This window comes from Streptomyces sp. LS-MS-L19 (assembly GCF_058382285.1).
In genome coordinates, this window is the sequence record NZ_JBYCLL010000001.1 from 3230668 (window position 1) to 3253949 (window position 23282).

23 protein-coding genes are annotated in these 23282 nt (G+C 70.8%); 9 read left to right on the top strand and 14 right to left on the bottom strand.

Annotated elements, in window-relative coordinates:
* Positions 1 to 67 precede the first annotated feature (67 nt).
* Both AC2XR2_RS14260 and leuA read right to left on the bottom strand, forming a co-directional pair.
* The gene (locus tag AC2XR2_RS14260; RefSeq protein ID WP_491515227.1) at positions 68 to 763 is read right to left on the bottom strand and encodes a TerB family tellurite resistance protein; all 696 of its coding nucleotides are present in this window, start codon (positions 761 to 763) and stop codon (positions 68 to 70) included.
* Between the two features lie 185 nt (positions 764 to 948).
* Entirely contained in the window at positions 949 to 2670 is a 1722-nt protein-coding gene (leuA, locus tag AC2XR2_RS14265) for a 2-isopropylmalate synthase (RefSeq protein ID WP_330267025.1), read from the bottom strand.
* A 319-nt stretch (positions 2671 to 2989) separates the two neighbouring features.
* On the opposite strand from leuA, the gene AC2XR2_RS14270 reads away from it, so the two are divergent.
* Genes AC2XR2_RS14270 through AC2XR2_RS14285 form a run of 4 tightly spaced genes read left to right on the top strand, consistent with a single transcriptional unit; the run spans position 2990 to position 6964 of the window.
* A complete protein-coding gene (locus AC2XR2_RS14270) occupies positions 2990 to 4060 on the top strand; it encodes a M4 family metallopeptidase (RefSeq protein ID WP_381300594.1) in 1071 nt (356 codons plus the stop codon).
* A gap of 21 nt (positions 4061 to 4081) precedes the next feature.
* Positions 4082 to 4348: a protealysin inhibitor emfourin gene (locus tag AC2XR2_RS14275; protein ID WP_123760637.1), complete on the top strand. Its 267-nt coding sequence runs from the start codon at positions 4082 to 4084 to the stop codon at positions 4346 to 4348.
* Positions 4349 to 4394: 46 nt separating this feature from the next.
* Positions 4395 to 5729 (top strand): GH1 family beta-glucosidase, encoded by a 1335-nt coding sequence (locus AC2XR2_RS14280; RefSeq protein ID WP_491515228.1) that lies wholly within the window; start codon positions 4395 to 4397, stop codon positions 5727 to 5729.
* Positions 5726 to 6964: an MFS transporter gene (locus AC2XR2_RS14285; protein ID WP_491515229.1), complete on the top strand. Its 1239-nt coding sequence runs from the start codon at positions 5726 to 5728 to the stop codon at positions 6962 to 6964. The genes AC2XR2_RS14280 and AC2XR2_RS14285 overlap by 4 nt, the downstream gene beginning before the upstream one ends.
* A gap of 77 nt (positions 6965 to 7041) precedes the next feature.
* Here AC2XR2_RS14285 and AC2XR2_RS14290 read toward each other — a convergent pair whose 3' ends face one another.
* The gene (locus tag AC2XR2_RS14290; protein ID WP_491515230.1) at positions 7042 to 7896 is read right to left on the bottom strand and encodes an NAD-dependent epimerase/dehydratase family protein; all 855 of its coding nucleotides are present in this window, start codon (positions 7894 to 7896) and stop codon (positions 7042 to 7044) included.
* 119 nt (positions 7897 to 8015) lie between these two features.
* On the opposite strand from AC2XR2_RS14290, the gene AC2XR2_RS14295 reads away from it, so the two are divergent.
* Positions 8016 to 8870, top strand: coding sequence for a helix-turn-helix transcriptional regulator (locus AC2XR2_RS14295; protein ID WP_391193361.1), 855 nt, complete (start codon positions 8016 to 8018; stop codon positions 8868 to 8870).
* Between the two features lie 178 nt (positions 8871 to 9048).
* On the opposite strand, the gene era is transcribed toward AC2XR2_RS14295, so the two are convergent.
* On the bottom strand, positions 9049 to 10008 hold the full coding sequence (gene era / locus AC2XR2_RS14300) for a GTPase Era (protein ID WP_381300600.1): 960 nt from the start codon (positions 10006 to 10008) through the stop codon (positions 9049 to 9051).
* Positions 10009 to 10159: 151 nt separating this feature from the next.
* On the opposite strand from era, the gene AC2XR2_RS14305 reads away from it, so the two are divergent.
* Together AC2XR2_RS14305 and AC2XR2_RS14310 are read left to right on the top strand one after the other, a co-directional pair.
* Positions 10160 to 11479 (top strand): ammonium transporter, encoded by a 1320-nt coding sequence (locus tag AC2XR2_RS14305; protein ID WP_491515231.1) that lies wholly within the window; start codon positions 10160 to 10162, stop codon positions 11477 to 11479.
* Complete coding sequence (locus AC2XR2_RS14310) at positions 11476 to 11814, top strand: P-II family nitrogen regulator (RefSeq protein WP_123760644.1); 339 nt, start codon at positions 11476 to 11478, stop codon at positions 11812 to 11814. The genes AC2XR2_RS14305 and AC2XR2_RS14310 overlap by 4 nt, the downstream gene beginning before the upstream one ends.
* A 122-nt stretch (positions 11815 to 11936) precedes the next feature.
* Here AC2XR2_RS14310 and AC2XR2_RS14315 read toward each other — a convergent pair whose 3' ends face one another.
* The 5 genes from AC2XR2_RS14315 to AC2XR2_RS14335 form a co-directional block, all read right to left on the bottom strand.
* On the bottom strand, positions 11937 to 12908 hold the full coding sequence (locus AC2XR2_RS14315) for a WxL protein peptidoglycan domain-containing protein (RefSeq protein WP_491515232.1): 972 nt from the start codon (positions 12906 to 12908) through the stop codon (positions 11937 to 11939).
* A 59-nt stretch (positions 12909 to 12967) separates the two neighbouring features.
* A complete protein-coding gene (locus tag AC2XR2_RS14320; RefSeq protein WP_449348303.1) occupies positions 12968 to 14284 on the bottom strand; it encodes a WxL domain-containing protein in 1317 nt (438 codons plus the stop codon).
* Between the two features lie 122 nt (positions 14285 to 14406).
* Positions 14407 to 14880: a hypothetical protein gene (locus tag AC2XR2_RS14325; RefSeq protein WP_330267015.1), complete on the bottom strand. Its 474-nt coding sequence runs from the start codon at positions 14878 to 14880 to the stop codon at positions 14407 to 14409.
* A 206-nt stretch (positions 14881 to 15086) separates the two neighbouring features.
* The gene (locus AC2XR2_RS14330; protein ID WP_330267014.1) at positions 15087 to 15440 is read right to left on the bottom strand and encodes a cytidine deaminase; all 354 of its coding nucleotides are present in this window, start codon (positions 15438 to 15440) and stop codon (positions 15087 to 15089) included.
* Positions 15441 to 15468: 28 nt separating this feature from the next.
* Positions 15469 to 16284, bottom strand: coding sequence for a helix-turn-helix transcriptional regulator (locus AC2XR2_RS14335; protein ID WP_330269733.1), 816 nt, complete (start codon positions 16282 to 16284; stop codon positions 15469 to 15471).
* 146 nt (positions 16285 to 16430) lie between these two features.
* Between AC2XR2_RS14335 and AC2XR2_RS14340 the strand changes: the two genes are divergently transcribed.
* A complete protein-coding gene (locus AC2XR2_RS14340) occupies positions 16431 to 17864 on the top strand; it encodes an MFS transporter (RefSeq protein ID WP_449348305.1) in 1434 nt (477 codons plus the stop codon).
* Here AC2XR2_RS14340 and AC2XR2_RS14345 read toward each other — a convergent pair.
* The 4 genes from AC2XR2_RS14345 to AC2XR2_RS14360 are packed head-to-tail and all read right to left on the bottom strand — an operon-like array spanning position 17826 to position 21055.
* On the bottom strand, positions 17826 to 18185 hold the full coding sequence (locus AC2XR2_RS14345) for an MmcQ/YjbR family DNA-binding protein (protein WP_123760650.1): 360 nt from the start codon (positions 18183 to 18185) through the stop codon (positions 17826 to 17828). The genes AC2XR2_RS14340 and AC2XR2_RS14345 overlap by 39 nt on opposite strands.
* Positions 18182 to 19489 carry a hemolysin family protein gene (locus tag AC2XR2_RS14350; protein ID WP_381300605.1) on the bottom strand — a complete coding sequence of 436 codons (1308 nt, stop codon included), beginning with the start codon at positions 19487 to 19489 and terminating at the stop codon, positions 18182 to 18184. The genes AC2XR2_RS14345 and AC2XR2_RS14350 overlap by 4 nt, the downstream gene beginning before the upstream one ends.
* Entirely contained in the window at positions 19486 to 19983 is a 498-nt protein-coding gene (ybeY, locus tag AC2XR2_RS14355) for an rRNA maturation RNase YbeY (RefSeq protein ID WP_020136251.1), read from the bottom strand. The genes AC2XR2_RS14350 and ybeY overlap by 4 nt, the downstream gene beginning before the upstream one ends.
* Positions 19984 to 19996: 13 nt before the next feature.
* Positions 19997 to 21055 (bottom strand): PhoH family protein, encoded by a 1059-nt coding sequence (locus AC2XR2_RS14360; protein ID WP_078959977.1) that lies wholly within the window; start codon positions 21053 to 21055, stop codon positions 19997 to 19999.
* Positions 21056 to 21306: 251 nt separating this feature from the next.
* Here AC2XR2_RS14360 and AC2XR2_RS14365 point away from each other — a divergent pair, with 251 nt between their 5' ends.
* Positions 21307 to 22029 carry an FAD binding domain-containing protein gene (locus AC2XR2_RS14365; RefSeq protein ID WP_491515233.1) on the top strand — a complete coding sequence of 241 codons (723 nt, stop codon included), beginning with the start codon at positions 21307 to 21309 and terminating at the stop codon, positions 22027 to 22029.
* A 47-nt stretch (positions 22030 to 22076) separates the two neighbouring features.
* On the opposite strand, the gene AC2XR2_RS14370 is transcribed toward AC2XR2_RS14365, so the two are convergent.
* Positions 22077 to 23189 carry a carbohydrate kinase family protein gene (locus AC2XR2_RS14370; protein WP_491515234.1) on the bottom strand — a complete coding sequence of 371 codons (1113 nt, stop codon included), beginning with the start codon at positions 23187 to 23189 and terminating at the stop codon, positions 22077 to 22079.
* Positions 23190 to 23282 lie beyond the last annotated feature (93 nt).

Here is a 23282-nt window from a genome sequence, read left to right on the forward strand (position 1 = left end):
GACCGGAGGGCGAGTCGGGGGTACTGCCGGGGGTGGCCCGGCAGTCGGCGTTACTCCCCCGGGAGTATCAGGACGGCGTCCGGGCCGCCGCCAGCAACCGCGTCACGTCGTCCGCGCAGATCGTCAGGGCCGTGCCGACCGTCGAGAGGGCGTCCCGTTCCGCCGGGGTGTAGGGGCCGTCCGCGAGCGCGATACGGGCCGCCTGGAGGAGGATCGACTCGCGGCCCGCCGGGGCGAGGTGCGGGGCGAGCGGGTCCAGGGCCTCGTGGAGCTCTATGGCGAGGCCGGCTCCGCAGGGGCGGTCGTAGACCCGGCCGGTGTCCTCGGCGAGGGCCTCGACCAGGGTCTCCAGCTGGTTCTCCGTGCAGTCGTCGAAGCCGGCCGCGCGGACCGTGGCGGCCGCGACCTCCAGGGAGGTGCGGGAGCAGGTGCCGCCCGCCGCGAGGACGGCGAGCGCGACCGTGTGCACGGCGTCGCGGAGCATCGCGGAGAAGCGGGTGGTGGTGGGGTGGTCCAGCACGTCCATGCCGAAGTGGCGCATACAGGCCGCGCATTCCACCACCGGGCCGGTGTCGCCGCGCGGCAGGACCGGGACGCCGAGCAGCGTGAAGCGGCGGCGGCCGGTCAGACGCTGGTAGTTGCGGTCCCCTCCGCACCCGGGGCAGAAGAACTCGCCGTCGCCGACGGTCGTCCACGCGGTACGGGTGCCCAGGAGGCGCGCAGGCCTGGCAGCACGGCCGTTTCGTCCCCGTCCAGGCAGCACGTCAGCACCTCCGTAACGCCACGGCAACATCGCCGCGCTTGCGTGATGTTAGCCACAGGAGTGAGGTGGAGTCAGCACCTCGGACGAGACCTGCTCGTGACCTCCACGGTCCGATGGCTGATAAACGACGGGGCCTTGATCGCCGTATACAGCGATCAAGGCCCCAAAACCCCCGGTCAGAGGGATTATCGAGCGGCTCGGTTGACGGCCGAGACGACCGCCTTCAGGGACGCACGCGTCGTGTTCGCGTCGATGCCGATTCCCCACAGAACCTTGCCGTCGATCGCGCATTCGATGTAGGAGGCGGCCTGGGCGGAGGCGCCCTCGCTCATCGTGTGCTCCTGGTAGTCCAGGAGCCGGGCGTCGATGTCGACCTTCGCCAGCGCGTCGAAGAACGCGGAGATCGGGCCGTTGCCGGAGCCGGTCAGGACGGTGTCGACGCCGTCGACCGTGGCCTCCACCTTGAGCGTGTCCACGCCGTCGGTGTCGGTCGTCGACTGGCCGTTCTTGACCTGGATACGGCCCCACGGGTTCTCGGGGTTCGGCAGGTACTCGTCCTGGAAGACCGCCCAGATGTCGGAGCCGGTGACCTCGCCGCCCTCGGCGTCCGTCTTGGCCTGGATCAGCTTGGAGAACTCGATCTGCATCCGGCGGGGCAGGTCCAGCTTGTGGTCGTTCTTCAGGACGTACGCGATACCGCCCTTGCCGGACTGGGAGTTGACCCGGATCACGGCCTCGTAGGAGCGGCCGACGTCCTTCGGGTCGATGGGCAGGTACGGGACCGCCCACTCGATGTCGTCGACGGTGACGCCCTTCGCGGCCGCGTCGGCCTCCATGGCGTCGAAGCCCTTCTTGATGGCGTCCTGGTGGGAGCCGGAGAAGGACGTGTAGACCAGGTCGCCCACGTACGGGTGGCGCGGGTGGACCTCCATCTGGTTGCAGTACTCCCACGTGCGACGGATCTCGTCGATGTCGGAGAAGTCGATCTGCGGGTCGACGCCCTGCGAGAACAGGTTCATGCCCAGGGTGACCAGGTCGACGTTGCCGGTGCGCTCGCCCTGGCCGAACAGACAGCCCTCGACGCGGTCGGCGCCGGCCATCAGGGCCAGCTCGGCGGCGGCGACGGCGGTGCCGCGGTCGTTGTGCGGGTGGATCGAGATGCACACGTACTCGCGGCGGGACAGGTTGCGGTGCATCCACTCGAAGCGGTCCGCGTGCGTGGAGGGGGTCGAACGCTCCACCGTGGCGGGCAGGTTGAGGATGATCTCGCGGCCCGGACCCGGCTGGTAGACGTCCATCACCGCCTCGCATACCTCCAGCGCGAAGTCCAGCTCGGTGTCGGTGAAGATCTCGGGGCTGTACTGGTAGCCGAACTCGGTCTCCGGGCCCAGCAGCTTCTCCGCGTACTCCATGACCAGGCGGGTGCCGTCGACGGCGATCTGCTTGATGTCGTCCTTGGAGCCCCGGAAGACGACCCGGCGGAAGACCGGCGCGGTGGCGTTGTACAGGTGGACGGTGGCCCGCTTGGCGCCCTTCAGGGACTCCACGGTCCGCTCGATCAGGTCCTCGCGGGCCTGGGTCAGTACGGAGATCGTCACGTCGTCCGGGATCGCGCCCGGCTCCTCGATGATCGACCGTACGAAGTCGAAGTCCGTCTGGCCCGACGCCGGGAACCCGACCTCGATCTCCTTGTAGCCCATCTTGACCAGCTGGTCGAACATCCGGCGCTTGCGCTCGGGCGACATCGGGTCGATCAGGGCCTGGTTGCCGTCGCGCAGGTCGGTGGAGAGCCAGCGGGGGGCGACGGTGATCCGCTTGTCCGGCCAGGTGCGGTCCGGGATGTCGACCTGCTCGTACTGGCCGTACTTGTGGATCGGCATGGAACTGGGCTGCTGGCGGTTCGCCATGATTGCGGGGCTCCTAGAGGTGTCCGGAAAGGACGGCCGACACGCAACACGAAGCTCCGCGGGGAGGGAGTCGACCTGGACTACAGGCCCTCGCCGCGGCAGCTAAGAAGAAGCAGCCCGAAACGCATGATGCGAAGCATGCTAGCCGAGCCGGTTCCGGTGCGGGGCGCCGTATCAGTATGCGGGACCCGAGAGATAAACGGGACAAAAAGTGCGCCATACCACTTCGTCACGGAGCGTGCTCGCTTCTGTCCGTATATTTCACCAATCATGGTTGCGACTAGTGACACGGTCATGACCCAGTGCAAGGGTGCCGGGCATGACGACCAACGGGGGCTTCGAGCCCGTCTTCTGTACCGTCATTCCGCCGCATGTCCTGGACAAGCTGGCCCGGAACGACGATCCCGCACTCTCCGGTCCCGCCCAGCGCACCCTGATGCGCGACAGCGAGCTGCGCGGCCGCCGCCGCGTCACCACCGAGTTCGGCCTCGCGGCCGCGCCGACGGCGAAGGCACCGTCGGACCAGCCGCTGCGCACGATCTACGACGCCGAGCACAGGAACGACCTGCCGGGCACGAAGGTCCGCGCCGAGGGCTCCGACCCCGGCCAGGACGCCACCGTCAACCGCGCCTACGCCGGCCTCGGCGCCACCTTCGACCTCTACCTCAAGGCCTACACCCGCCACTCCATCGACGGCGACGGCCTCCCGCTGGACGCGACCGTCCACTTCGACGAGAACTACAACAACGCCTTCTGGAACGGCGAGCAGATGGTGTTCGGCGACGGTGACGGCGAGATCTTCCTCGACTTCACCATCCCGATCGACGTCATCGGCCACGAACTCACCCACGGCGTCACGCAGTACACGGCGAACCTCACCTACTACGGCCAGCCGGGCGCCCTCAACGAGTCGATGTCCGACGTCTTCGGCTCGCTCATCAAGCAGTACACGCTCGGCCAGACCGCCGCCGAGGCCGACTGGCTGATCGGCGCCGGGCTCCTCGCGCCCAGCGTCTCCGGCAAGGCCCTGCGCTCCATGAAGGAGCCGGGCAGCGCGTACGACGACGACGTGCTCGGCAAGGACCCGCAGCCCGCGACCATGGACGACTACGTCCGCACCGGCCGCGACAACGGCGGCGTGCACATCAACTCCGGCATCCCCAACCACGCCTTCTACCTGGTGGCGACCGCCCTCGGCGGCCACGCCTGGGAGCGCGCGGGCCAGATCTGGTACGACGTCCTGACCGGCGGCGAGCTGAGCGACCGCGCGCTGTTCAACGACTTCGCCAAGCTGACCGTGAAGGCCGCGCGCGAGCGCTTCGGAGACGGCGGCGAGGAGCTCCAGGCCGTGTCGAAGGCCTGGGAGCAGGTCGGGGTGCGGATCCTGTGAGTCCGTACTAGACAGGGACCCATGCGTATTCAGGTGAGGCGCACGGGCGGGTTCGCGGGCATCGAGCGGCACAAGGAGGTCGACACCTCCGGGCGGCCCGATGCCCACGAATGGCAGGCCCTGGCCGAGAAGGCGCTCGCCGCCGGCCGGGGCACCCGCCCGATCGGCGTCCCGGACGGCTTCAGCTACGAGATCACCGTGGACGGCAGGACGGTGTACGCGGCCGATCCCCGGCTGACGGAAGAGCAGCGGAAACTGATCTCGAAGGTACTCAAAGAGGGCGCGTAACTGCTTGTTCACGCCTGCCCGTTGACTTCCCTACCCGCCGGTACCCATGATCCGGCGCATGGCGACTGAAGAGCATGCGATCCCCCGGTTCCCCGACGGTTTCCTGTGGGGCGTCTCGACCTCGGCCCATCAGATCGAGGGCGCGGCGGACGAGCGCGAGCGGTCCGTGTGGGACGCGTTCACGGCCGAGCCGGGCCGGGTGAAGGACGGCTCGACGGCGGCGGTGGCCTGCGACCACTACCACCGCTACCGCGAGGACGTGTCCCTCCTGGCGGGCCTCGGCGTGGACGCGTACCGCTTCTCGATCTCCTGGCCGCGGGTACGCTCCGAGGGCGGCCTCGACTTCTACGACCGTCTCGTGGACGAACTGGCCGCGGCGGGCGTCCGTCCGGTGCCGACGCTCTTCCACTGGGACCTGCCGGTGGCCCTCCAGGAGGAGGGCGGCTGGCTGAACCGGGACACCGCGTCCCGGTTCGCCGAGTACGTCTCCCTCGTCGCCGACCGCCTCGGCGACCGCGTCACCAAGTGGATCACCCTCAACGAGCCCGCGGAACACACCCTGTTCGGCCACGCGCTCGGCGCCCACGCCCCCGGCAAGCAGCTGATGTTCGACGCGCTGCCGGCTGCCCACCACCAGCTCCTGGGCCACGGCCTGGCCGTCCAGGCACTGCGCGCGTCCGGCGCCACGGACATCGGCATCGCCAACTCGCACGGCCCGACCTGGCCGGCCTCCCAGGAGCAACCCGACCTGGAGGCCGCGGACTTCTACGACCTGCTCCTGAACCGCCTGTTCGCCGAACCGGTCCTCCTGGGCGAATACCCCTCAGGACTGGGCGACTTGATGCCGGGAGACGTCGCGGCCGACCTCAAGGTCATCAGCGAACCGCTCGACTTCTACGGGGTCAACTACTACGCCCCGACCCGCGTGGGCGCCCCCCAGGGCGAGGACATCGAGTTCGGCGGTCTGACGATCCCCGCCGAACTCCCCTTCTCCGTCCAGGAGATCGAGGGCGTCCCGGTGACGGACTTCGGCTGGCCGGTGGTCCCGGAGGGCCTGACCGAGCTCCTCACCGGCATGCGCGAGCGCTACGGCGACCGCCTCCCGCCCGTGGTCATCACCGAGAACGGCTGCTCCTACGAGGGCGTCGACGACCAGGACCGGATCGCCTACCTGGACGGCCACGTCCGCGCCCTGCACCGGGCCATCGAGGCGGGGGTGGACGTCCGCGGGTACTTCGTGTGGTCGCTGATGGACAACTTCGAGTGGGCGGAGGGGTACGCGCGGCGCTTCGGCCTGGTGCACGTCGACTTCGAGACCCTGACCCGGACCCCGAAGGCGTCCTACGGCTGGTACCGGGACCTGCTCCGGGCCCAGAGGTGAGCACGGCCCTCACGGAGCCGGTCGAGCGGGTCGGCAGGGGCTGGACGGCGTCCCTCTCCCTCGCCAACGTGGCGATCTGGGTGGGCTGGTACGGCCCCCTCCAGATCCTGCTGGCCCGCCAGGCGGAGGACTTCGCGCCCGGCACCGGCATGTCGAAGGAGACGCTGCTGGCCTGGGTCACCGGCGTGGGCGCGGTGGTGTCGCTGGCGGCGAACCCGTTCTTCGGCGCGCTGTCGGACCGCACCACGGCCCGCTGGGGCCGCCGCAGCCCCTGGATCGTGGCCGGGGCGGCGGGCGGCGCGCTGTCGCTGCTGCTGCTCGCGGGCGCGGACGGGCTCTGGCTGATGACACTCGGCTGGTGCCTGGTCCAGCTGACCCTGAACGCGGCGTTCGCGGCGGTCACGGCGGCCGTCCCCGACCGGGTGCCGCGCCTCCAGCGGGGCGTGGTGGGCGGCTGGATCGGGGCGGCCCAGATCCTGGGCGCGGTCGTCGGCACGGGCCTCGCGACGGCGGCGGGCGGCATCGCGGCAGGCTATGCGGCGTGCGCGGTGTTCGCGGTGGCGGGTGTGCTGCCGTACGTACTGCGCCACCGCGACCTGGCACTGGCGCCCGAGGACCGACCGCCCTGGTCCTGGCGGTCGTTCGTCCGCGGGTTCTGGCTGAGCCCGCGCCGCCACCCCGACTTCGCCTGGGCCTGGCTGACCCGCTTCCTGATCAACCTCAGCAACGCGCTGGTGATCCTCTACCTCCTCTACTACCTGCGGGACCGCCTCCATCACGACGACCCCGAGCAGGGCGTACTGATCCTCACGGCGGTGGACAGCGTGGCCCTGCTCGCCACGGTCGTGGTCGGCGGCATCTGGTCGGACCGCGTGGGCCGCCGCAAGCCGTTCGTCCGCTGGTCAGGGATCCTGATGGCGGTGGCCACGGCCCTGCTGGCCGTCTGGCAGACCTGGCCGAGCGCGATCGTGGTGGCGGCGCTGCTCGGGGTGGGTCTGGGGGTGTTCATGTCGGTCGACTTCGCGTTGATGACGGACGTCCTGCCCAAGGCCGCGGACCGTGGCAAGGACTTGGGCGTCATCAACGTGGCGAACGCGCTCCCCCAGGTGGCCGCCCCCGCGTTGGCCGCGCCGATCGTCACCCACCTCGGCGGATACCGGGTGCTGTACGGGGTGGCGGCGGCGGTGGGTTTGGCGGGAGCGATACTGGTCGGCCGTATAAGGAGCGTCGACTAGAGGCTTTCAGGGGCGCGGGGCTGTGTCGATTTGCGGCTCCGCCGCGTGGGCGCGACCAGCCACAACGGCCCCGCAGATCACAACGCCCCGGCCTCCCGAGCCGCATAAACAGACGGATACCCCGGCCGAAACCCCAGCTCCCGCCGAATCCGCTCCGTAGACATGATCACCAGCCACGGATCCGGATCCACCCGCTCGTACAACTCCCCCGGAATCTCCACCCCGTTGAGCTGATGCAACTCCACCGCCGTCACCGGCGCGTCGTCGGCGATGTTGTAGACCCGCCCCGAGATCCCCGGCGCATGAAGCAGCCGCAGCAGCCCCTGAGCGACATCCGCGTGGTGCCCCATGTGCAACCGCTGGGCCGACGCCCAGTTCTTCGCCCACATCAGCGACTGCGCGAGATGCGGATCCCCTTCGCCGTACACGAAGGGAAGCCGGGCGACGCGCACATCCAGCCCCTCCAGCGCGAGCAACGCCCGCTCGGCCGCCGCCTTGGACTCCGGGTAGGCACCCCACATCGACCCGCCCGGGAGGGACTCGTCGTCCTCGGTGAGCGGCCGCCCCCGCCCGGTGCCGTACACCAGACCGGTGCTGACCTGCACGAACCGCCGAACGCCGGAGGCCGCCGCGGCACGGCCCAGCTCCACCGCCGCGTCCCGGTTGACGGCCCGTGCCTCCTCGTCCGGCACTCCACGGAAGGCCGCGGCGACGTTCACCACCGCGTCGGCCCCGGCGACCGCCTTGCCGAGCGCCTCGCTGTCCCGCAGATCTCCTACGACGACCTCGGCGCCGAGTTCCGCGAAGGGTTCGCCGCGCGAGGCGTCCCGTACGAGGACCCGCACCCGCTCCCCCGGCCGGGACTGCGCGATCAGCCTCGGCACGAAGCGCCGGCCGACCTGTCCTGTCGTACCTGTCACCAACGTCAGCATGTTGCTGCTCCTCTCGTCCGGACCAGCGTGGAACGGCCGCGCGGGCACCGGGAGAGACCTCTTGATCAGGGGATCGACAGTCCCTGGATAAGCCGGCCGACGTGCCGCACGCTGGAGGGGTGAACCGACCCGAACTCGCCGATTTCCTGCGCCGTGGCCGCGCCCGGCTGAACCCGTCCGACGTGGGCCTGACACCGGGCGCCCGGCGTCGCACACCGGGTCTGCGCCGGGAGGAGGTGGCGCAGCTGGCGGGGATGTCGGTGGACTACTACACGCGGCTGGAGCAGTCCCGTGGCCCGCGGCCGTCCCGTCAGATGCTGACGGCGCTGGCCCGGGCGCTGCGCCTGGCGGACGTGGAGCAGGACCATCTGTTCCACCTGGCCGGTGAGGAGCCGCCGCGCCGGGAGACGGCGTCGGCGCATGTCCGCCCGGGGCTGCTGCTGATCCTGGACCGGCTGCACGACACCCCGGCGCAGGTGGTGAACGACTGCGGGGAGGTGCTGGCGCAGAACGCGATGGCGAGGGCGCTGGTCGGTGACGTGATGTCCCGCCCGCGGCGCGAGCGCAATCTGACCCGGCTCTTCTTCCTGGACCCGAGCGCGCGCACGCTCTTCCCCGAGGAGGACCTGGCGGACCACGCGCGCACCCAGGTCGCCACGCTGCGCGCGGTGGCCGCGGCTCGCCCCGACGACCCGGAACCGACCGCCCTGGTCGCCGAACTCCGGTCGGCCAGCGCCGAGTTCGCCCGGCTGTGGGACGAGCACGAGGTGTCCCAGCGCAACAAGGCCACGAAACGCTTCGTGCACCCGGTGGTCGGCCTACTGGAGCTCGACTGCGAGGTCATGGTCAGCCACGAACACCACCACCTCCTGGTCGTCCACACGGCCCGCCCGGGCACGGACGCGTACGAGCGGTTGCAGTTGCTGCGGGTGGTGGGCCTGCAGGACCTGACCCCTCAGGGGACAGCCCCCTAGAACCCCAGCTTCCGCAACTGCCGCGGATCCCGCTGCCAGTCCTTCGCCACCTTCACGTGGAGGTCCAGGCTGCATCGACATGCGGCTACCGCCGCGCGGCCGCGACCCGCTGGTAGGACGACAAAGCGCCGACCTCCTTCAGGCGCTCGCACGCACGACTACCGCCACCAACCCCCGCTCAAAACCCCAGCTTCCGCAACTGCCGCGGATCCCGCTGCCAGTCCTTCGCCACCTTCACGTGCAGGTCCAGGAAGACCGGCGTGCCCAGAAGCGCCTCGATCTGCTTGCGGGACTTGATGCCGACCTCCTTCAGGCGCTTGCCCTTGGGGCCGATGATGATGCCCTTCTGGCTGGGGCGCTCGATGTAGACGAAGGCGTGGATGTCGAGGAGGGGCTTGTCGGCGGGGCGGTCCTCGCGGGGGAGCATCTCCTCGACGACCACCGCGATGGAGTGCGGGAGCTCGTCGCGGACGCCCTCGAGCGCCGCCTCGCGGATCAGCTCGGCGATCATCACCTGCTCGGGCTCGTCCGTGAGGTCGCCCTCGGGGTAGAGCGCCGGGCCCTCCGGCAGCAGCGGGACGATCAGGTCGGCCAGCAGACCCACCTGCTTGTCGCCGACCGCCGAGACCGGCACGATCTCCGCCCACTCGAAGCCCAGCTCCTTGCCCAGCTGGTCGATCGCGATGAGCTGCTCGGCGAGGGTCTTGGAGTCGACGAGGTCGGTCTTGGTGACGATCGCGATCTTCGGCGTCTTCTTGATCGACGCCAGCTCCTTCGCGATGAAGCGGTCACCGGGACCGAGCTTCTCGTTCGCCGGCAGGCAGAAGCCGATCACGTCGACCTCGGCCCACGTCGTACGCACCACGTCGTTCAGCCGCTCGCCCAGCAGCGTGCGCGGCTTGTGGAGCCCAGGCGTGTCGACCAGGATCAGCTGGGCGTCCTCCCGGTGCACGATCCCCCGCACCGTGTGCCGCGTGGTCTGCGGCTGGTTGGCGGTGATCGCCACCTTCTGGCCGACCAGAGCGTTCGTGAGGGTGGACTTGCCCGCGTTGGGGCGGCCCACGAAGCAGGCGAAGCCGGCGCGGTGGGCTGTCTGCGACGCGGGCGACGGCTCGGATGACTGACTACGAACGCTCATGCGGCCCATTCTCCCTGATCCACAGACGCCCGCCGCACGGTGAGGTCCCGGTAACCCGTACGCAATGAAACGTCACGGAAACATATACGTACGCAAGCAGAAATACACAGCGGTGACCCTCTGACGAGCCCCCACCCCGTTGGAGACCCCCATGCCCCTCGCCGCCGCACAAGCAGCAGCGCGCATCGACACCGGCGACACCGCCTGGCTGCTCGCCGCCACCGCCCTCGTCCTGCTGATGACCCCGGGCCTGGCCCTGTTCTACGGCGGCATGGTCCGCACGAAGAGCGTCCTCAACATGCTGATGATGAGCTTCGTGTCGATCGCCCTGGTCACGGTGGTGTGGCTGGTGGCCGGGTACTCCCTCGCGTTCGGTGAGGACACCTTCGCCGGGCTCATCGGCGGCCTCGACCACGCCGGCATGAGCGGCCTCGGCCCCGACAGTGTCCACGGCACCGTCCCCACCCTCCTCTTCGCGACCTTCCAGCTCACCTTCGCGATCATCACGGCGGCCCTGATCAGCGGCGCGATCGCGGACCGCGCGAAGTTCGCGGCATGGCTGGTGTTCGTCCCGGTCTGGGCGCTGCTCGTATACGTTCCCGTCGCGCACTGGGTGTGGGGCCCGGGCGGCTGGGTCCTGGACAGGCTCGGCGCCCTCGACTTCGCGGGCGGTCTGCCGGTCGAGATCACCTCCGGCGCCTCCGGTCTCGCCCTCGCGCTGGTCCTCGGCCCGCGTCTCGGCTTCAAGAAGGACGCCATGCGCCCGCACAACCTCCCCATGGTCATGCTCGGCGCCGGTCTCCTCTGGTTCGGCTGGTTCGGCTTCAACGCGGGCTCCGCGCTGGGCGCCAACGGACTGGCCGCGGCCGCCTTCCTCAACACCCTCGCCGCCGGCTGCACCGGCCTGCTCGGCTGGCTCTTCGTCGAGCAGAAGCGCGACGGCCACCCCACCACCCTGGGCGCGGCCTCCGGCGCGGTCGCGGGCCTGGTCGCGATCACCCCGTCCTGCGGCTCGGTCTCCCTCCTCGGCGCCCTCGTCGTCGGCCTCGCGGCCGGTGTCGTCTGCTCGTACGCGGTGGGCTGGAAGTTCAAGCTGAACTACGACGACTCGCTCGACGTCGTCGGTGTGCACCTGGTCGGCGGGATCATCGGCACCCTGCTGATCGGCGTCTTCGCGGAGAAGGCGATGACCGGGGGCGCCGAGGGCCTGCTGTACGGCGGCGGGCTCGCCCAGCTCGGCAGGCAGGCGGTGGCGGTGGCCGCCGTGGGGGCGTACGCCTTCGCCGTGACGTACGGCCTCGGCAAGCTGATCGACAGGACGATGGGCTTCCGGGCCGACGAGGAGCACGAGCACACCGGCCTGGACCTTACGGTGCACGCCGAGACGGCATACGATCACGGCGTCCTGGGCCACGGTGCCCCGGTCAGCGCGTCCACCGTCCCCTCCGCCCAGAAGGTCAAGACCCAGTGAAGCTCATCACCGCGATCGTCAAGCCGTACCGCCTCGACGAGGTCAAGACCGCGCTCCAGGAGATCGGCGTGCACGGCCTGACCGTGACCGAGGCCAGCGGCTACGGCCGTCAGCGCGGCCACACCGAGGTGTACCGCGGCGCCGAGTACCAGGTCGACCTGGTCCCCAAGGTCCGTATCGAGGTGGTCGTGGACGACGCCGACGCGGACACCGTCATCGACGCGATCGTCAAGGCGGCCCAGACGGGCAAGATCGGCGACGGCAAGGTGTGGGCGCTGCCGGTGGAGACGGTCGTACGGGTACGGACGGGCGAGCGCGGGCCGGACGCGCTCTGAGGGGGCTGCGCGCCCTACACCCACACCTCGTACGCCCGGCTGACCGTCGCCGGACTCGTCGCCTCGACGGAACACCCTCCCGCACAGCGCCCCGCGCCGAAGAAGGACGTCCTGGGCCGTGACTAGGCGACCGGTGTCCGTGCCCTGGGCTGCGGGTGGACGACCGGTGTCCGGGTCCGCCGTGACCTGACGAACAGCGTCACCCCCACGGCGGCCGCCGCCCCGAGCACCACCGCGACCAGCCACGGCAACGCGAAGAACCCCGCGCTCGCCGACTCCCGGGTGTCCTTCGCGGTCGCCGTCAACTTCACGTTCCCCCAGTCGAGTTGCGGCGCCCCGTCCCACGGCTCGCTCAGCCGCACCCGCTGGCCCGGCAGCAACTCTCCAGGGATACGGGCGAGTTCGCGGGAGAGCAGCGTACGCCCGAACAACCCCGTCGCCCGCAGCTCCACCTTCGGGTTCAGCGTCACGTTCCCGGTGTTGCGCAGGGTGTAGGAGACCGTCGCCCCGCTGTCCCCCAACCCCGGTACCAGCGGCTGGTGATGGCTGACGCGGACGTCCTCGACGGCGATCGCCGGCACGGTGGGCCCGCCGACCCGCAGGTAGATCCGCGCGGCGACGGCCCGCTGCACACCGAGCGCCACCGTGCCGTCGCCCTTGTCGACCCGTTCGTCCAGCGCCACCAACGCGCCGGGATGGTCGCCCGGTTCGGCGCCCTCCGGCACCGACAGCGTGAAGGGCACGGTGACCTTGCCGTGCGCGGGGACGGTCACCCGGGACTTCGCGGGTTTCGCCCAGGCCCCGACCCCGCGCTGCTTCTCCGCGACCGTGCGCACGGCGAAGCCGCCGTCGCGGGCGGTGTTGTACGCGTCGGCGGCGTAGAGCCGGAAACTCAGCGGCCGGTCCGTCTTGTTGGTGACGACCACCTTGTCGTCGATGCTCTGCCCGGGATCGGCGGAGAGGTAGAAGTAGGGCCGCGCCGCGATCTGGGAGGCGGCCGGGTACACCGACCAGCTGCCGTTGTCGGCGGCGTGCGCGGACACGGGCGCGGCGGCCAGGAACAGGCTCAGGAGGAGGACGTACAGCTTGCGCATGGGTGCGGACCCCCACAGACGGAGAGGGACGGACGGGCGGGTGCGGGCGCCCGTACGGTTCAGCTGAGCGTGAGGGTGAGAACGCCGGAGTACGAGCCGACCGGGGTGAACGCCGGTACGTTCAGCGAGAGTCCGGCGTCCACGGTGAACTCACCGCCGGTGAGCGCCGCGTTGGGGGTGGACGCGAGGGTCGCCCCCGAGGAACCGACCGCGCCGGCGGAACCGGCCTGGCAGGTGCTCGGGCTGCCCGCCTTGGTGGCGCAGGCAGGAGTCCAGCTCAGGGCACTGGCACCGATCTTGGCGCCGGGCCCGGTGAAGTCGGTGACCTTGCCGGTGAGGGACCAGCCGGCGGGCCCGCCGCGGAAGTCCTTGACCGTCACCTGGTTGAGGTTGCCGGTCGAGGCCCCGCCCTTGCCGTAGTCCACCGCCGAGAGGCTGACGGAGTCCCCGGCCTGGGACATGGACAGCGTGCCGGCCTTCACCGTGGTGGTGATCTTCTGGCTGCCGGCCGGGACGGGCGTGTCGTCGATGACGACGTACGCCTTGGGCCCGGCCCCCTTGGCGTCGCTCCACGCGCTGCCCTCGTACGCCACGATCCCGGTCGTCGTCTTGTCGTTGACGACCAGCGAGCCGCTGAAGGCGCCCGAGGAGTCGGCGGTCGCGGTGGCGGTGTCCGCGGTCTGGGCGCTGCCGGCCCGCCCGGCCAGGGTGACCGTGGCGCCCGGGGTGAACTTGCTGCCGGTGACGGTGACGCTGTCACCGGGCTTCCCGGAGGCCGAACCGAGGGTGATGTCCCGCTCGTTGACCGGGTTCGCGTCGGTCGCGGTGACCGTCTCGGAGACCGGGGCGGGCGGGGTGATCACCGTGCAGGGGGTGTCCAGTTCGAGGATGTAGCTGGTGTGGATGTTGTAGTCGCCGGGCGAGAGGGTGATCGCGCCGGGCGCGGTGACCTTGAAGGTGCCGGTCATGGAGAAGGACGGGAAGGCGCCGTTGCCGGGCACCGGGTCGTTCTTCTTGGGGCCCGCGACCGTCACGGCACCGGTCTGGGCGCCGCCGAGGGTGACCTTGCCGGTCGGGGTCATGATGTCGGCCGGAAGCGCGATGGCCGTGGGGTTGCTGGCGGCGGGCTTGACCACCGTGTAGGTCACGGTGACGGTGTCGCCCACTTTGGGGCTGGCGTTGTCGACCGTGATCCTGCCGGTGGTCGTGCCGTCGATCGGCGGGATGCCCGCGACGGCGGGCGGAATGCAGTGCGTGGCGAAGTCCACGTCGGTGGCGGCGCCGGCCGGACAGGCCAGTGCGCCACCCGCCGTGACCGCGAGCGCGGTCGCCCCGAGCAACGAAGCCCAGCGGCGTCTTCGGGTTGTCGAACCCATGGGAGTGCCCCCTCTCTTCTGCGCTCACTGGGGGCATTGATGTGTGGATCGCGTGAAAAGTCAATGGAGCCGCCGCAGAAACCTGACGACTCATCAGTTTCTGCGGCGGCCCGGGGAGTTGCTCAGTCGAACACGAACGGACCCGGCGACTGCGGCCCGGTCGCCGTGCATGTGACGGTGATGCCGAAGACGACGATCTGGAGCGAACCGCCGTACGCCTCCAGGCTGTCACCGGAGTTCACGGTGCCGCTGAGCGGGCCGACGGTGACGGGGTCGCCGGCCGCGATGGCCGGGTTCTCCGTGCCGGTGAACGTGGCGGTGCCGCCGTTGGCGTCCACCAGCGTGAGGGTCGAGGTGATCGAGTCCTCGGAGAGCGCGAGCGGGGCGTTGATCGCCGAGGTGACCGTGAGGGTGGCGGCGGTGCCGTCCTGGGTGGCGGTGAGGGTGGCCTGTCCGCTGCCGTAGATGCCGCAGTCCGCGTCGATGGTCGCGGTGTCGGGGGTGACGGCGAGTGCGGCGGGCGCGAACGCCAGCCCGGTGGCCGCGAGCGTGCCGACCACCAGTGCCGCACCGGTACTGATGCGTTTGCCGTTCATGGAATCCGGTTCCCTTCCCGTGGTGGGGACTGCCATGTGGGGATGGACGGGGGGTGCGTTCCGACGGACGGCCGGCCGGCACGGGCGTGGTGCGGGACGCCGCGGGCGAGCTGGAATCTGACGGTCCGTCGGAATTTCCGGTTCCATTGATGCGCGTGGGGCGAGGTACGGCAAGCGGGAAATCCGGCCAAGTGTTACCCGGGGTATCAGCCGGCGGTCACGGTGCTCCGTACGGTGCCGTCGGGCCCCGCCACCAGCACCGGGGTCCCCGGGCCGCCCAGGTCCCGGACCGCGGCGCGGTCCTCGTCGGAGGCCGATTCCGCGTCCGTCACCACGGCCGCCGCCTCCAGCGACTTCGCCCCCGACGCCACGGCCATCGCCACCGCCGTCCGCAAAGCACTCAGTTGCAACGAGGGAAGGGCCACGGTCCCGGCCACATACGTCCGCCCCGTCTCGTCCCGTACGGCCGCCCCCTCGGGCACGCCGTTCCGGGCCCGCGCCGAACGGGCCAGGGTCACGATCTTGCGGTCCTCGGGGTCAAGCGCACTGTTGTCGGTCATGACAGGAGCATACGAACCGGACCCCGCGTCATCCCGCCACGGGGTACATCGCCCCGCGCCGCCCCTCCGGGGAGGCCAGCCACTCCAGCTTGGCCGCGGTGTTCGCCTCGCTCAGCGGGGTGTGCAGGACGACGGTCAGATCGGGACGGGCCGGCACCTTCATCGCCGTGGACTCCACGCACAGCAGCCCGACCAGCGGATGGTCGAGCTCCTTGCGGATCACCCCGGCGTCCTCGATGTCCCGCCGCTCCCACAGCTCGGTGAACTCGGCGCTCGCCGCCATGACCCGGGCCAGCACCTCCTGGTACCCCTCGTCGTCCGGCCGCGCCGAGGAGGCCGCCCGGAACTGGGCGACGACCGTGCGCGCGTTCTGTTCCCAGCTGTGCGAACGCGACCGGTACAGCGGATCGGTGAAGAAGTCGACGAGACAGTTCTGGGTGTTCTCCGGCCGCATGCCCAGCACCCAGCCGGCCGCGTCGTTGTACAGCACGCAGTTGTAGTACGCGTCCATGATGTGCGCCGGATACGGCATCCAGGCGTCGATCAGCCGCCTGAGCCCCTCGCAGCCGTGGTCGGCGGCCGGTTCCGGCGCGGGCGGGTTCAGCCCGGCCAGCACGTACAGATGCCGCCGCTCGGCGTTGCTGAGCCGCAGCACCCGCCCGACGGAGTCCAGGACCTGCGGGGAGACGGAGATGTCCCGCCCCTGCTCCAGCCACTGGTACCAGGAGGCGCCGACCCCGGCGAGCACGGCGACCTCCTCCCGCCTGAGGCCCGGCGTGCGCCGCCGCGCCCCGCCGTCCGGCAGCCCCGCCTCGGCGGGCGAGACCCGGGCCCGCCGGCTCATCAGGAACTCGCGCAGCTCACGGTGCCGCTCACTCTTGGGTACGACCTCGGGCACGAACGCTTCCCCCTCGTTGCTGCCTGGTGGTGCCACCACCAGCACAACTTCCGGCTCCCCACGGCTATTCCGGCGGCCGCAGGCTCTTGCCCATGGCGATCGACACCACAAGCCCCACCACCGACCCGCTCGACACCCCCCGGCTGTCGACGCGCGACAAGCTCGTCCTGTTCGTCCTGTGCGCCGCCCAGTTCATGGTGGCGCTGGACTTCTCCGTCCTGAACGTCGCCCTGCCCGTACTCGGCGCGGACCTCGGCATGAGCCAGTCCGCCCTCCAGTGGGCGGTCACGGCCTTCGCGCTGCCGTCCGGCGGCTTCCTGCTCCTGTTCGGCCGCACCGGCGACCTGTACGGCCGCAGGAAACTCTTCCTGTCCGGTCTCGCCCTGTTCGGCGCGGCCTCGCTCCTCGCGACCTTCGCGTGGGACCCGGCGTCCTTCCTCGCCGGACGCGCGCTCCAGGGACTCGGCGCCGCGGCGATCGTGCCGACCGGCATGTCCCTGCTCACCACGACCTTCCCGGAGGGACCCGCCCGCGACCGCGCGCTGGGCATCTCCGGCACCCTGCTCTCGCTCGGCTTCACCGTCGGCATGGTGGCCGGCGGCACCCTCACCGACACCCTCGGCTGGCGCTCCACGATGGGCCTGCTCTCCCTGTTCGCCCTGATCGTGCTGCCGCTCGCCCCCGCCCTGCTCCCGGAGTCCCGCACCCCGGACCGCCCCCGCCTGGACATACCCGGCGCGATCACCGTCACCGGCGGTCTGCTCTCCCTGATCTACGCCCTGTCCACGGCCGCCGACCACGGCTTCGGCCGCCCCGACGTCGTCACCACCCTGATCGCGGGCCTGCTGCTCCTCGCCGCCTTCGTCAAGGTCGAGTCCCGCACCGCACAACCCCTGGTGTCCCTGCCCATGCTGCGCCGCCGCACGGTGGCGTGGGGCAACATCGGCGGTCTGGTCACCTTCTCGATGATGTCGACGGTCGTCTTCGCCCTGACCCTCTACCTCCAGGAGGTCCTGCACCTGTCCGCCTTCGAGACCGGCCTGGTCTTCGGCGTCCAGGGCGTCCTCTCGGCGGTGGCCGGCACCTACGCCCCGAAGGTCATCGGCCGCTTCGGCCCGCGCCGCACCCTCGTCGGCTCGCTCGTCGGCCAGGGCGCGCTGACCGCCGCCCTGCTCGCCCTGGACACCGGGACCTGGTCCGTCTGGCTCGCCACCGCCGCCGTCTCCCTGGCCAGCATGTGCCACCTGGGCGCGATCATCTCGTACGGCATCACGGTCACCTCCGGCGTCCCGGACGAGGAACAGGGCCTGGCCACCGGCCTGGTCACCTCGACCCAGCAGGTCGGCATCACCGTGGGCATCCCCCTGCTCGGCGTCCTCGCCACCACCTCCCCCACCCTGCTGACCGGAGTCCACACGGTCCTCGCCCTGGACACGACGATCGTGCTGGCGGCGGCGGTGCTGGTCGCGGTGGGACTGCGGGTGCGCTCAGGGGCGGTCGAGACGCAGCCGCTCGGCGCGCGGTAGACCGGCCACCACCAGGTCGTACGAGTCCTCCACGAGCTCCCGGACCAGACGGTCCGGGAGCTCACCGTCCACGGTGACGGTGTTCCAGTGGCGCTTGTTCATGTGGTAGCCGGGGATGATCAGCCCCGGGTGGTCGGTACGGAGCCGGATCGCGTCCTCCGGGTCGCACTTGAGGTTGACCGTCAGGGGGCGGTTGTCCAGCCAGCTCAGGGCGAACATCTTGCCGAGGACCTTGAAGACCGAGATCTCCGGGCTGAACGGGAAGTCCTCCACCGCCGCGTTGAACGACAGGCACAGGGCACGCAGTTCCTCGGGGGTCACTCGGACTCCTTCTCCGCCTCGGCGGGTTCGAGGGCGGCCACCGGCTCCACCAGCACCGTCACGATCTTGTTCCGGCGTCCGGCGGCGGCCTCCGCGGTGAGGCGCAACGACCGGCCGTCGGGCAGCTCGACGACGCTCGACGCCCCGGCGATGGGCACCCGGCCCAGCGCCTTCGCGAGCAGACCGCCCACGGTCTCCACGTCCTCGTCGTCGTACTCGTCCAGCCCGTACAGCTCGCCCAGGTCGGTGATGTCGAGGCGGGCGGTGACCCGGTGGCGGTCGTCGCCGAGGTCCTCCACCGGCGGGAGTTCACGGTCGTACTCGTCGGTGATCTCTCCGACGATCTCCTCGAGGATGTCCTCGATGGTGACGATGCCCGCGGTGCCGCCGTACTCGTCGATGACGACGGCCACGTGGTTGCGGTCCTGCTGCATCTCGCGCAGCAGGTCACCCGCGTTCTTGGTGTCCGGCACGAAGGCGGCGGGCCGCATGGCCGTCGAGACCAGCTCGGACTCGGCGTCCCGGCTGATGTGCGTCTTGCGGACCAGGTCCTTCAGGTACACGATCCCGACGATGTCGTCCTCGCTCTCCCCGGTCACGGGAATGCGCGAGAACCCGGAGCGGAGCGCGAGGGTGAGCGCCTGACGGATCGTCTTGTAGCGCTCGATGACGACGAGATCGGTGCGCGGCACCATGACCTCCCGCACCAGGGTGTCGCCCAGCTCGAAGACCGAGTGCACCATCCGGCGCTCGTCGTCCTCGATGAGGGACTCCTTCTCGGCGAGGTCGACCAGCGCGCGCAGCTCCGCCTCGGAGGCGAACGGGCCGCGGCGGAAGCCCTTGCCGGGGGTGAGCGCGTTGCCGATGAGGATCAGCAGCGACGGGATCGGGCCCATGATCCGGGCCAGCGGGAGCAGGATGTACGCGGCCGCGGTGGCCGTGTTGAGGGGATGCTGACGCCCGATGGTGCGCGGGGACACCCCGACGGCGACGTACGACACGAGCACCATCACCCCGATAGCGACCAGCAGGGCCCGGGTGGTGCCCGGGAACTCCTGGAGGCAGGCGTAGGTGACCAGGGCGGCCGCCGCCATCTCGCAGGCGACGCGCACCAGCAGCGCCACGTTGAGATACCGGGTCGGGTCGGCGGCGACCTGGGCGAGCTTGGCACTGCCCCGCCGCCCGTTCCGTACGGCTTCCTCGGCGCGGAAGCTGGAGACGCGCGCGAGGCCCGCCTCCGCGCAGGCGGCGAGCCACGCGACGACGACCAGGGCGATCGCGCCGGAGACGAGGGGCAGGCTCATGAGACGGTCGGCGCGGGGGACGGACCGGTCAGACCCTTCTCCTGCCTCCACCCGTCGACGATGGCCGCCTGGAGGCCGAACATCTCGGCCTTCTCGTCCGGCTCCTCGTGGTCGTAGCCGAGGAGGTGCAGCACGCCGTGGACGGTGAGGAGTTGGAGCTCCTCGTCCATGGAGTGCTGCGTCTCGGCCTCCTCGCCCTGCTTCTTGGCGACCTCGGGGCACAGCACGATGTCGCCGAGGAGACCCTGCGGGGGCTCGTCGTCGTCCTTGCTGGGCGGCCTGAGCTCGTCCATCGGGAAGGACATGACGTCGGTGGGCCCCGGCAGGTCCATCCACTGGATGTGCAGCTGCTCCATGGCATCTTCGTCCACGACGATCACCGAGAGCTCGGAGAGCGGGTGGATGCGCATCCGCGCGAGCGCGTAGCGGGCGATGTCGAGGATCGCCTGCTCGTCGACCTCGGTTCCGGACTCGTTGTTGACGTCGATCGACATGGTGCTGGCTTGTCTACTTCCGCTTGTTCCGGCCGCCCTTGTGGGTGCCGTTCTCCGTACCGTTCTCGGTGTCGTACTTCTCGTACGCGTCGACGATACGGCCGACCAGCTTGTGCCGTACGACGTCCTGGGACGACAGGCGGGAGAAGTGCACGTCCTCCACACCCTCCAGGATGTCCTGCACCTGCCGCAGCCCCGACTTGGTCCCGTTGGGCAGGTCGACCTGCGTCACGTCACCGGTGATGACGATCTTCGAGTCGAACCCGAGCCGGGTGAGGAACATCTTCATCTGCTCGGGCGAGGTGTTCTGTGCCTCGTCGAGAATGATGAAGGCGTCGTTCAACGTACGTCCACGCATGTACGCCAGCGGCGCGACCTCGATGGTGCCCGCGGCCATCAGGCGGGGGATCGAGTCCGGGTCCAGCATGTCGTGCAGGGCGTCGTACAGCGGGCGCAGGTACGGGTCGATCTTCTCGTAGAGGGTGCCGGGCAGGAAGCCCAGGCGCTCTCCCGCCTCCACCGCGGGGCGGGTCAGGATGATGCGGTTGACCTGCTTGGACTGGAGGGCCTGGACCGCCTTGGCCATGGCCAGGTAGGTCTTGCCGGTGCCCGCGGGGCCGATGCCGAAGACGATCGTGTGCTTGTCGATCGCGTCGACGTACCGCTTCTGGTTGAGGGTCTTGGGGCGGATGGTGCGGCCGCGCGAGGACAGGATGTTCTGTGTGAGCACCTCGGCCGGGGTCTCCTGGCCGTCGCTCGTCCCGTTCTCGCTCGCTCGCAGCATGGCGATCGAGCGTTCCACTGCGTCCTCCGTCATCGGCTGTCCGGTGCGGAGCACCAGCATCATCTCGTCGAACAGGCGCTGGACGAGGGCGACGTCCGCCGCCGCGCCGGTCGCGCTGATCTCGTTGCCCCGGACATGGATGTCGGCCGCCGGGAAGGCCTTCTCGATCACGCGCAGGAGCGAGTCGCCGGACCCCAGGACCGAGACCATGGGGTGCTGGGCGGGGACGGTGAACTGTGCTCTCGCCTGCCCCTGCGCGGGGCTGTGACCTGTGGGTGTCTGAGTCATGGGCCGGCGCTTAAGGCCTGCGGTTCCTCCTCGTCACGGCCGCATCGGAAGGCGGCCTCGCGGTTCCAAGGGTACGACGGTGCACTGACAACGCCGTAGGGCTTTTCGACGGTGAGGGCGCCCTCCTTGCCGCGGTGAGCCCTGCATGCTCCCCCCGCACCCCGGGGAAGAATGCGCTCGCTGCCACGCGTGTTCGAAGCCGGTCAGAAGGCCTGGTGTCTGTCAGAAGGCCAGGAGAAAGCGGGAAAACCGTGCTGTTGCGTCTGCCCACCTCCCTGCCCGAGGCACAGGAGTGTCTGACCGACGGGGCGATACCCGTCGGTGGCGCCACGCTGGTGTGGGCCGCCTGGCAACGCGACGGCTTCCCCGAGCAGGCCGTCTCGCTGCGGGAGGTGCCGGAGGCGAACGTCCTGGGCGCCGGGGAACTGGGCGCGGCGGTGCTGCTGCACCGGATCGACGAGCGGGTGCCGGAGGTGCTGCGCCGGGCCGCGTCCGGGATCGGCACGGGGGCCGTGCGGCGGACCGCCACGGTCGGCGGCAACGTCGTCGGCAGCACCCTGCGCTGTCTGCTGCCCGCAGCGCTCGTCCTGGACGCCCGCGCGCGGGTGCTGGCGGCGGAGGGGCCGTTCGAGACGGACCTCGCCGAGCTGCTCGCCAAGAAGCCGCTGCTGTTGAGCCTGCACTGGGACGAACCGCTGGTCAGCGGCTACCGCAAGGTGGCCGAGGCGCCGGGCGGTCCGCCGCCCCTGGTCGTCGCCACGGCGGTGGACGCGACCGGGGAGGGCGGCCGTGTCCTGCGCGTCGCCGTCCGCGACGGCTACGAGTTCCTCAGCGAGAGCGTGCCCTGCTCAGCGGGCGCGGACAGCGCGCTGGACGCGTTGGGCGGTACGACGATCGGGGCGCTGCCGACCGAGGCCCGCGAGGTGGTCAGGGACCAGGTGGCGGAGGTGCTGGAGCGAGCCGCGGGCCTCTGAACCCCGAGCTCACCCCGACCACCCGAACGGACCGCCCACCCCCGACCTCACGCCGACCTCCCGAACCCGATCGTCGGTACCGCCCTCCGAAGAGGCCAGGCCGGGCTCTCCTCCTCCGGGATCAGGCCGGCCAGGAAGGCGTAGCGGCTCAGGGCGGTCGGGTCCTGGGTGGTGACGGACTGGACCTTGCGCCACCAGGCGCCGATCTCGGACCAGCCCGGCGCGGACAGGGAGCCGCCGAACTCCTGGACGGAGAGCGCGGCGGTCAGTCCGGCGAAGGCGAGCCGGTCCGCCAGCGGCCAGCCCGCGAGGGTGCCGGTGACGAAGCCGGCCACGAACACGTCCCCGGCACCGGTCGGGTCCAGTGCCTCGACCTCGATGGCCGGGACCTCGGCGGTCTCCCCGGTCCGCCGGTCCACGGCGTACGCGCCCTCCGCGCCCAGGGTCACCACGGCCAGCGGCACGTGCTCGGTGAGGGCGTGCGCGGCCTCCCGGGGGCAGCCGGCGCCGGTGTAGCGCATGGCCTCCTCCGCGTTGGGCAGGAAGGCCTCGCAGTGCGCGAGGTCGGGCAGGCCGGCCAGGTCCCACGCCCCGCTGTCGTCCCAGCCGACGTCGGCGAAGATGCGGGTGCCCTCGCGGGCGGCCTGGGCGATCCAGGGGGCCCGTCTGCCCGGCTCCAGCGAGGCGACGGCCGCACGCGCGCGTGGCGGGCAGTCCGGTGCGGGCTCCTCCGGGGGCGGTTCGTGGCCGTGGGAGACCATGGTGCGCTCGCCCTCGTAGGCCATGGAGACGGTGACCGGTGAGTGCCAGCCGGGGACGGTGCGGGACGGCGAGAGGTCGATGCCCTCGCCCTGCTCCAGGGCGTCCCAGCAGTATTCGCCGTAGTGGTCGTCGCCGAAGGCCGCGGCCAGTGAGGTGCGCAGTCCGAGCCGCGCCAGGGCGGTCGCCATGTTCGCCACTCCGCCGGGGCTCGACCCCATGCCGCGGGCCCAGGACTCGGTCCCGCGCACCGGGGCGGAGCCGAGCCCGGTGAAGACGATGTCGAGGAAGACGGTGCCGGTGAGATAGACGTCCCAGGGCGGATCGCCGGCTGCGCGCACTGCGGCCAGGGGGTCGACCTGGGCCTTGTACGACGGTCCCTTCCCGTTGGACGCGATCACGGTGAGCTCCCTGCACGTGGTGCCGATCAGCCCAGTCTGCACCACGGCACCGACATCGGGCCGCCACCCACACCCGACCCGCCCGTCACGTCA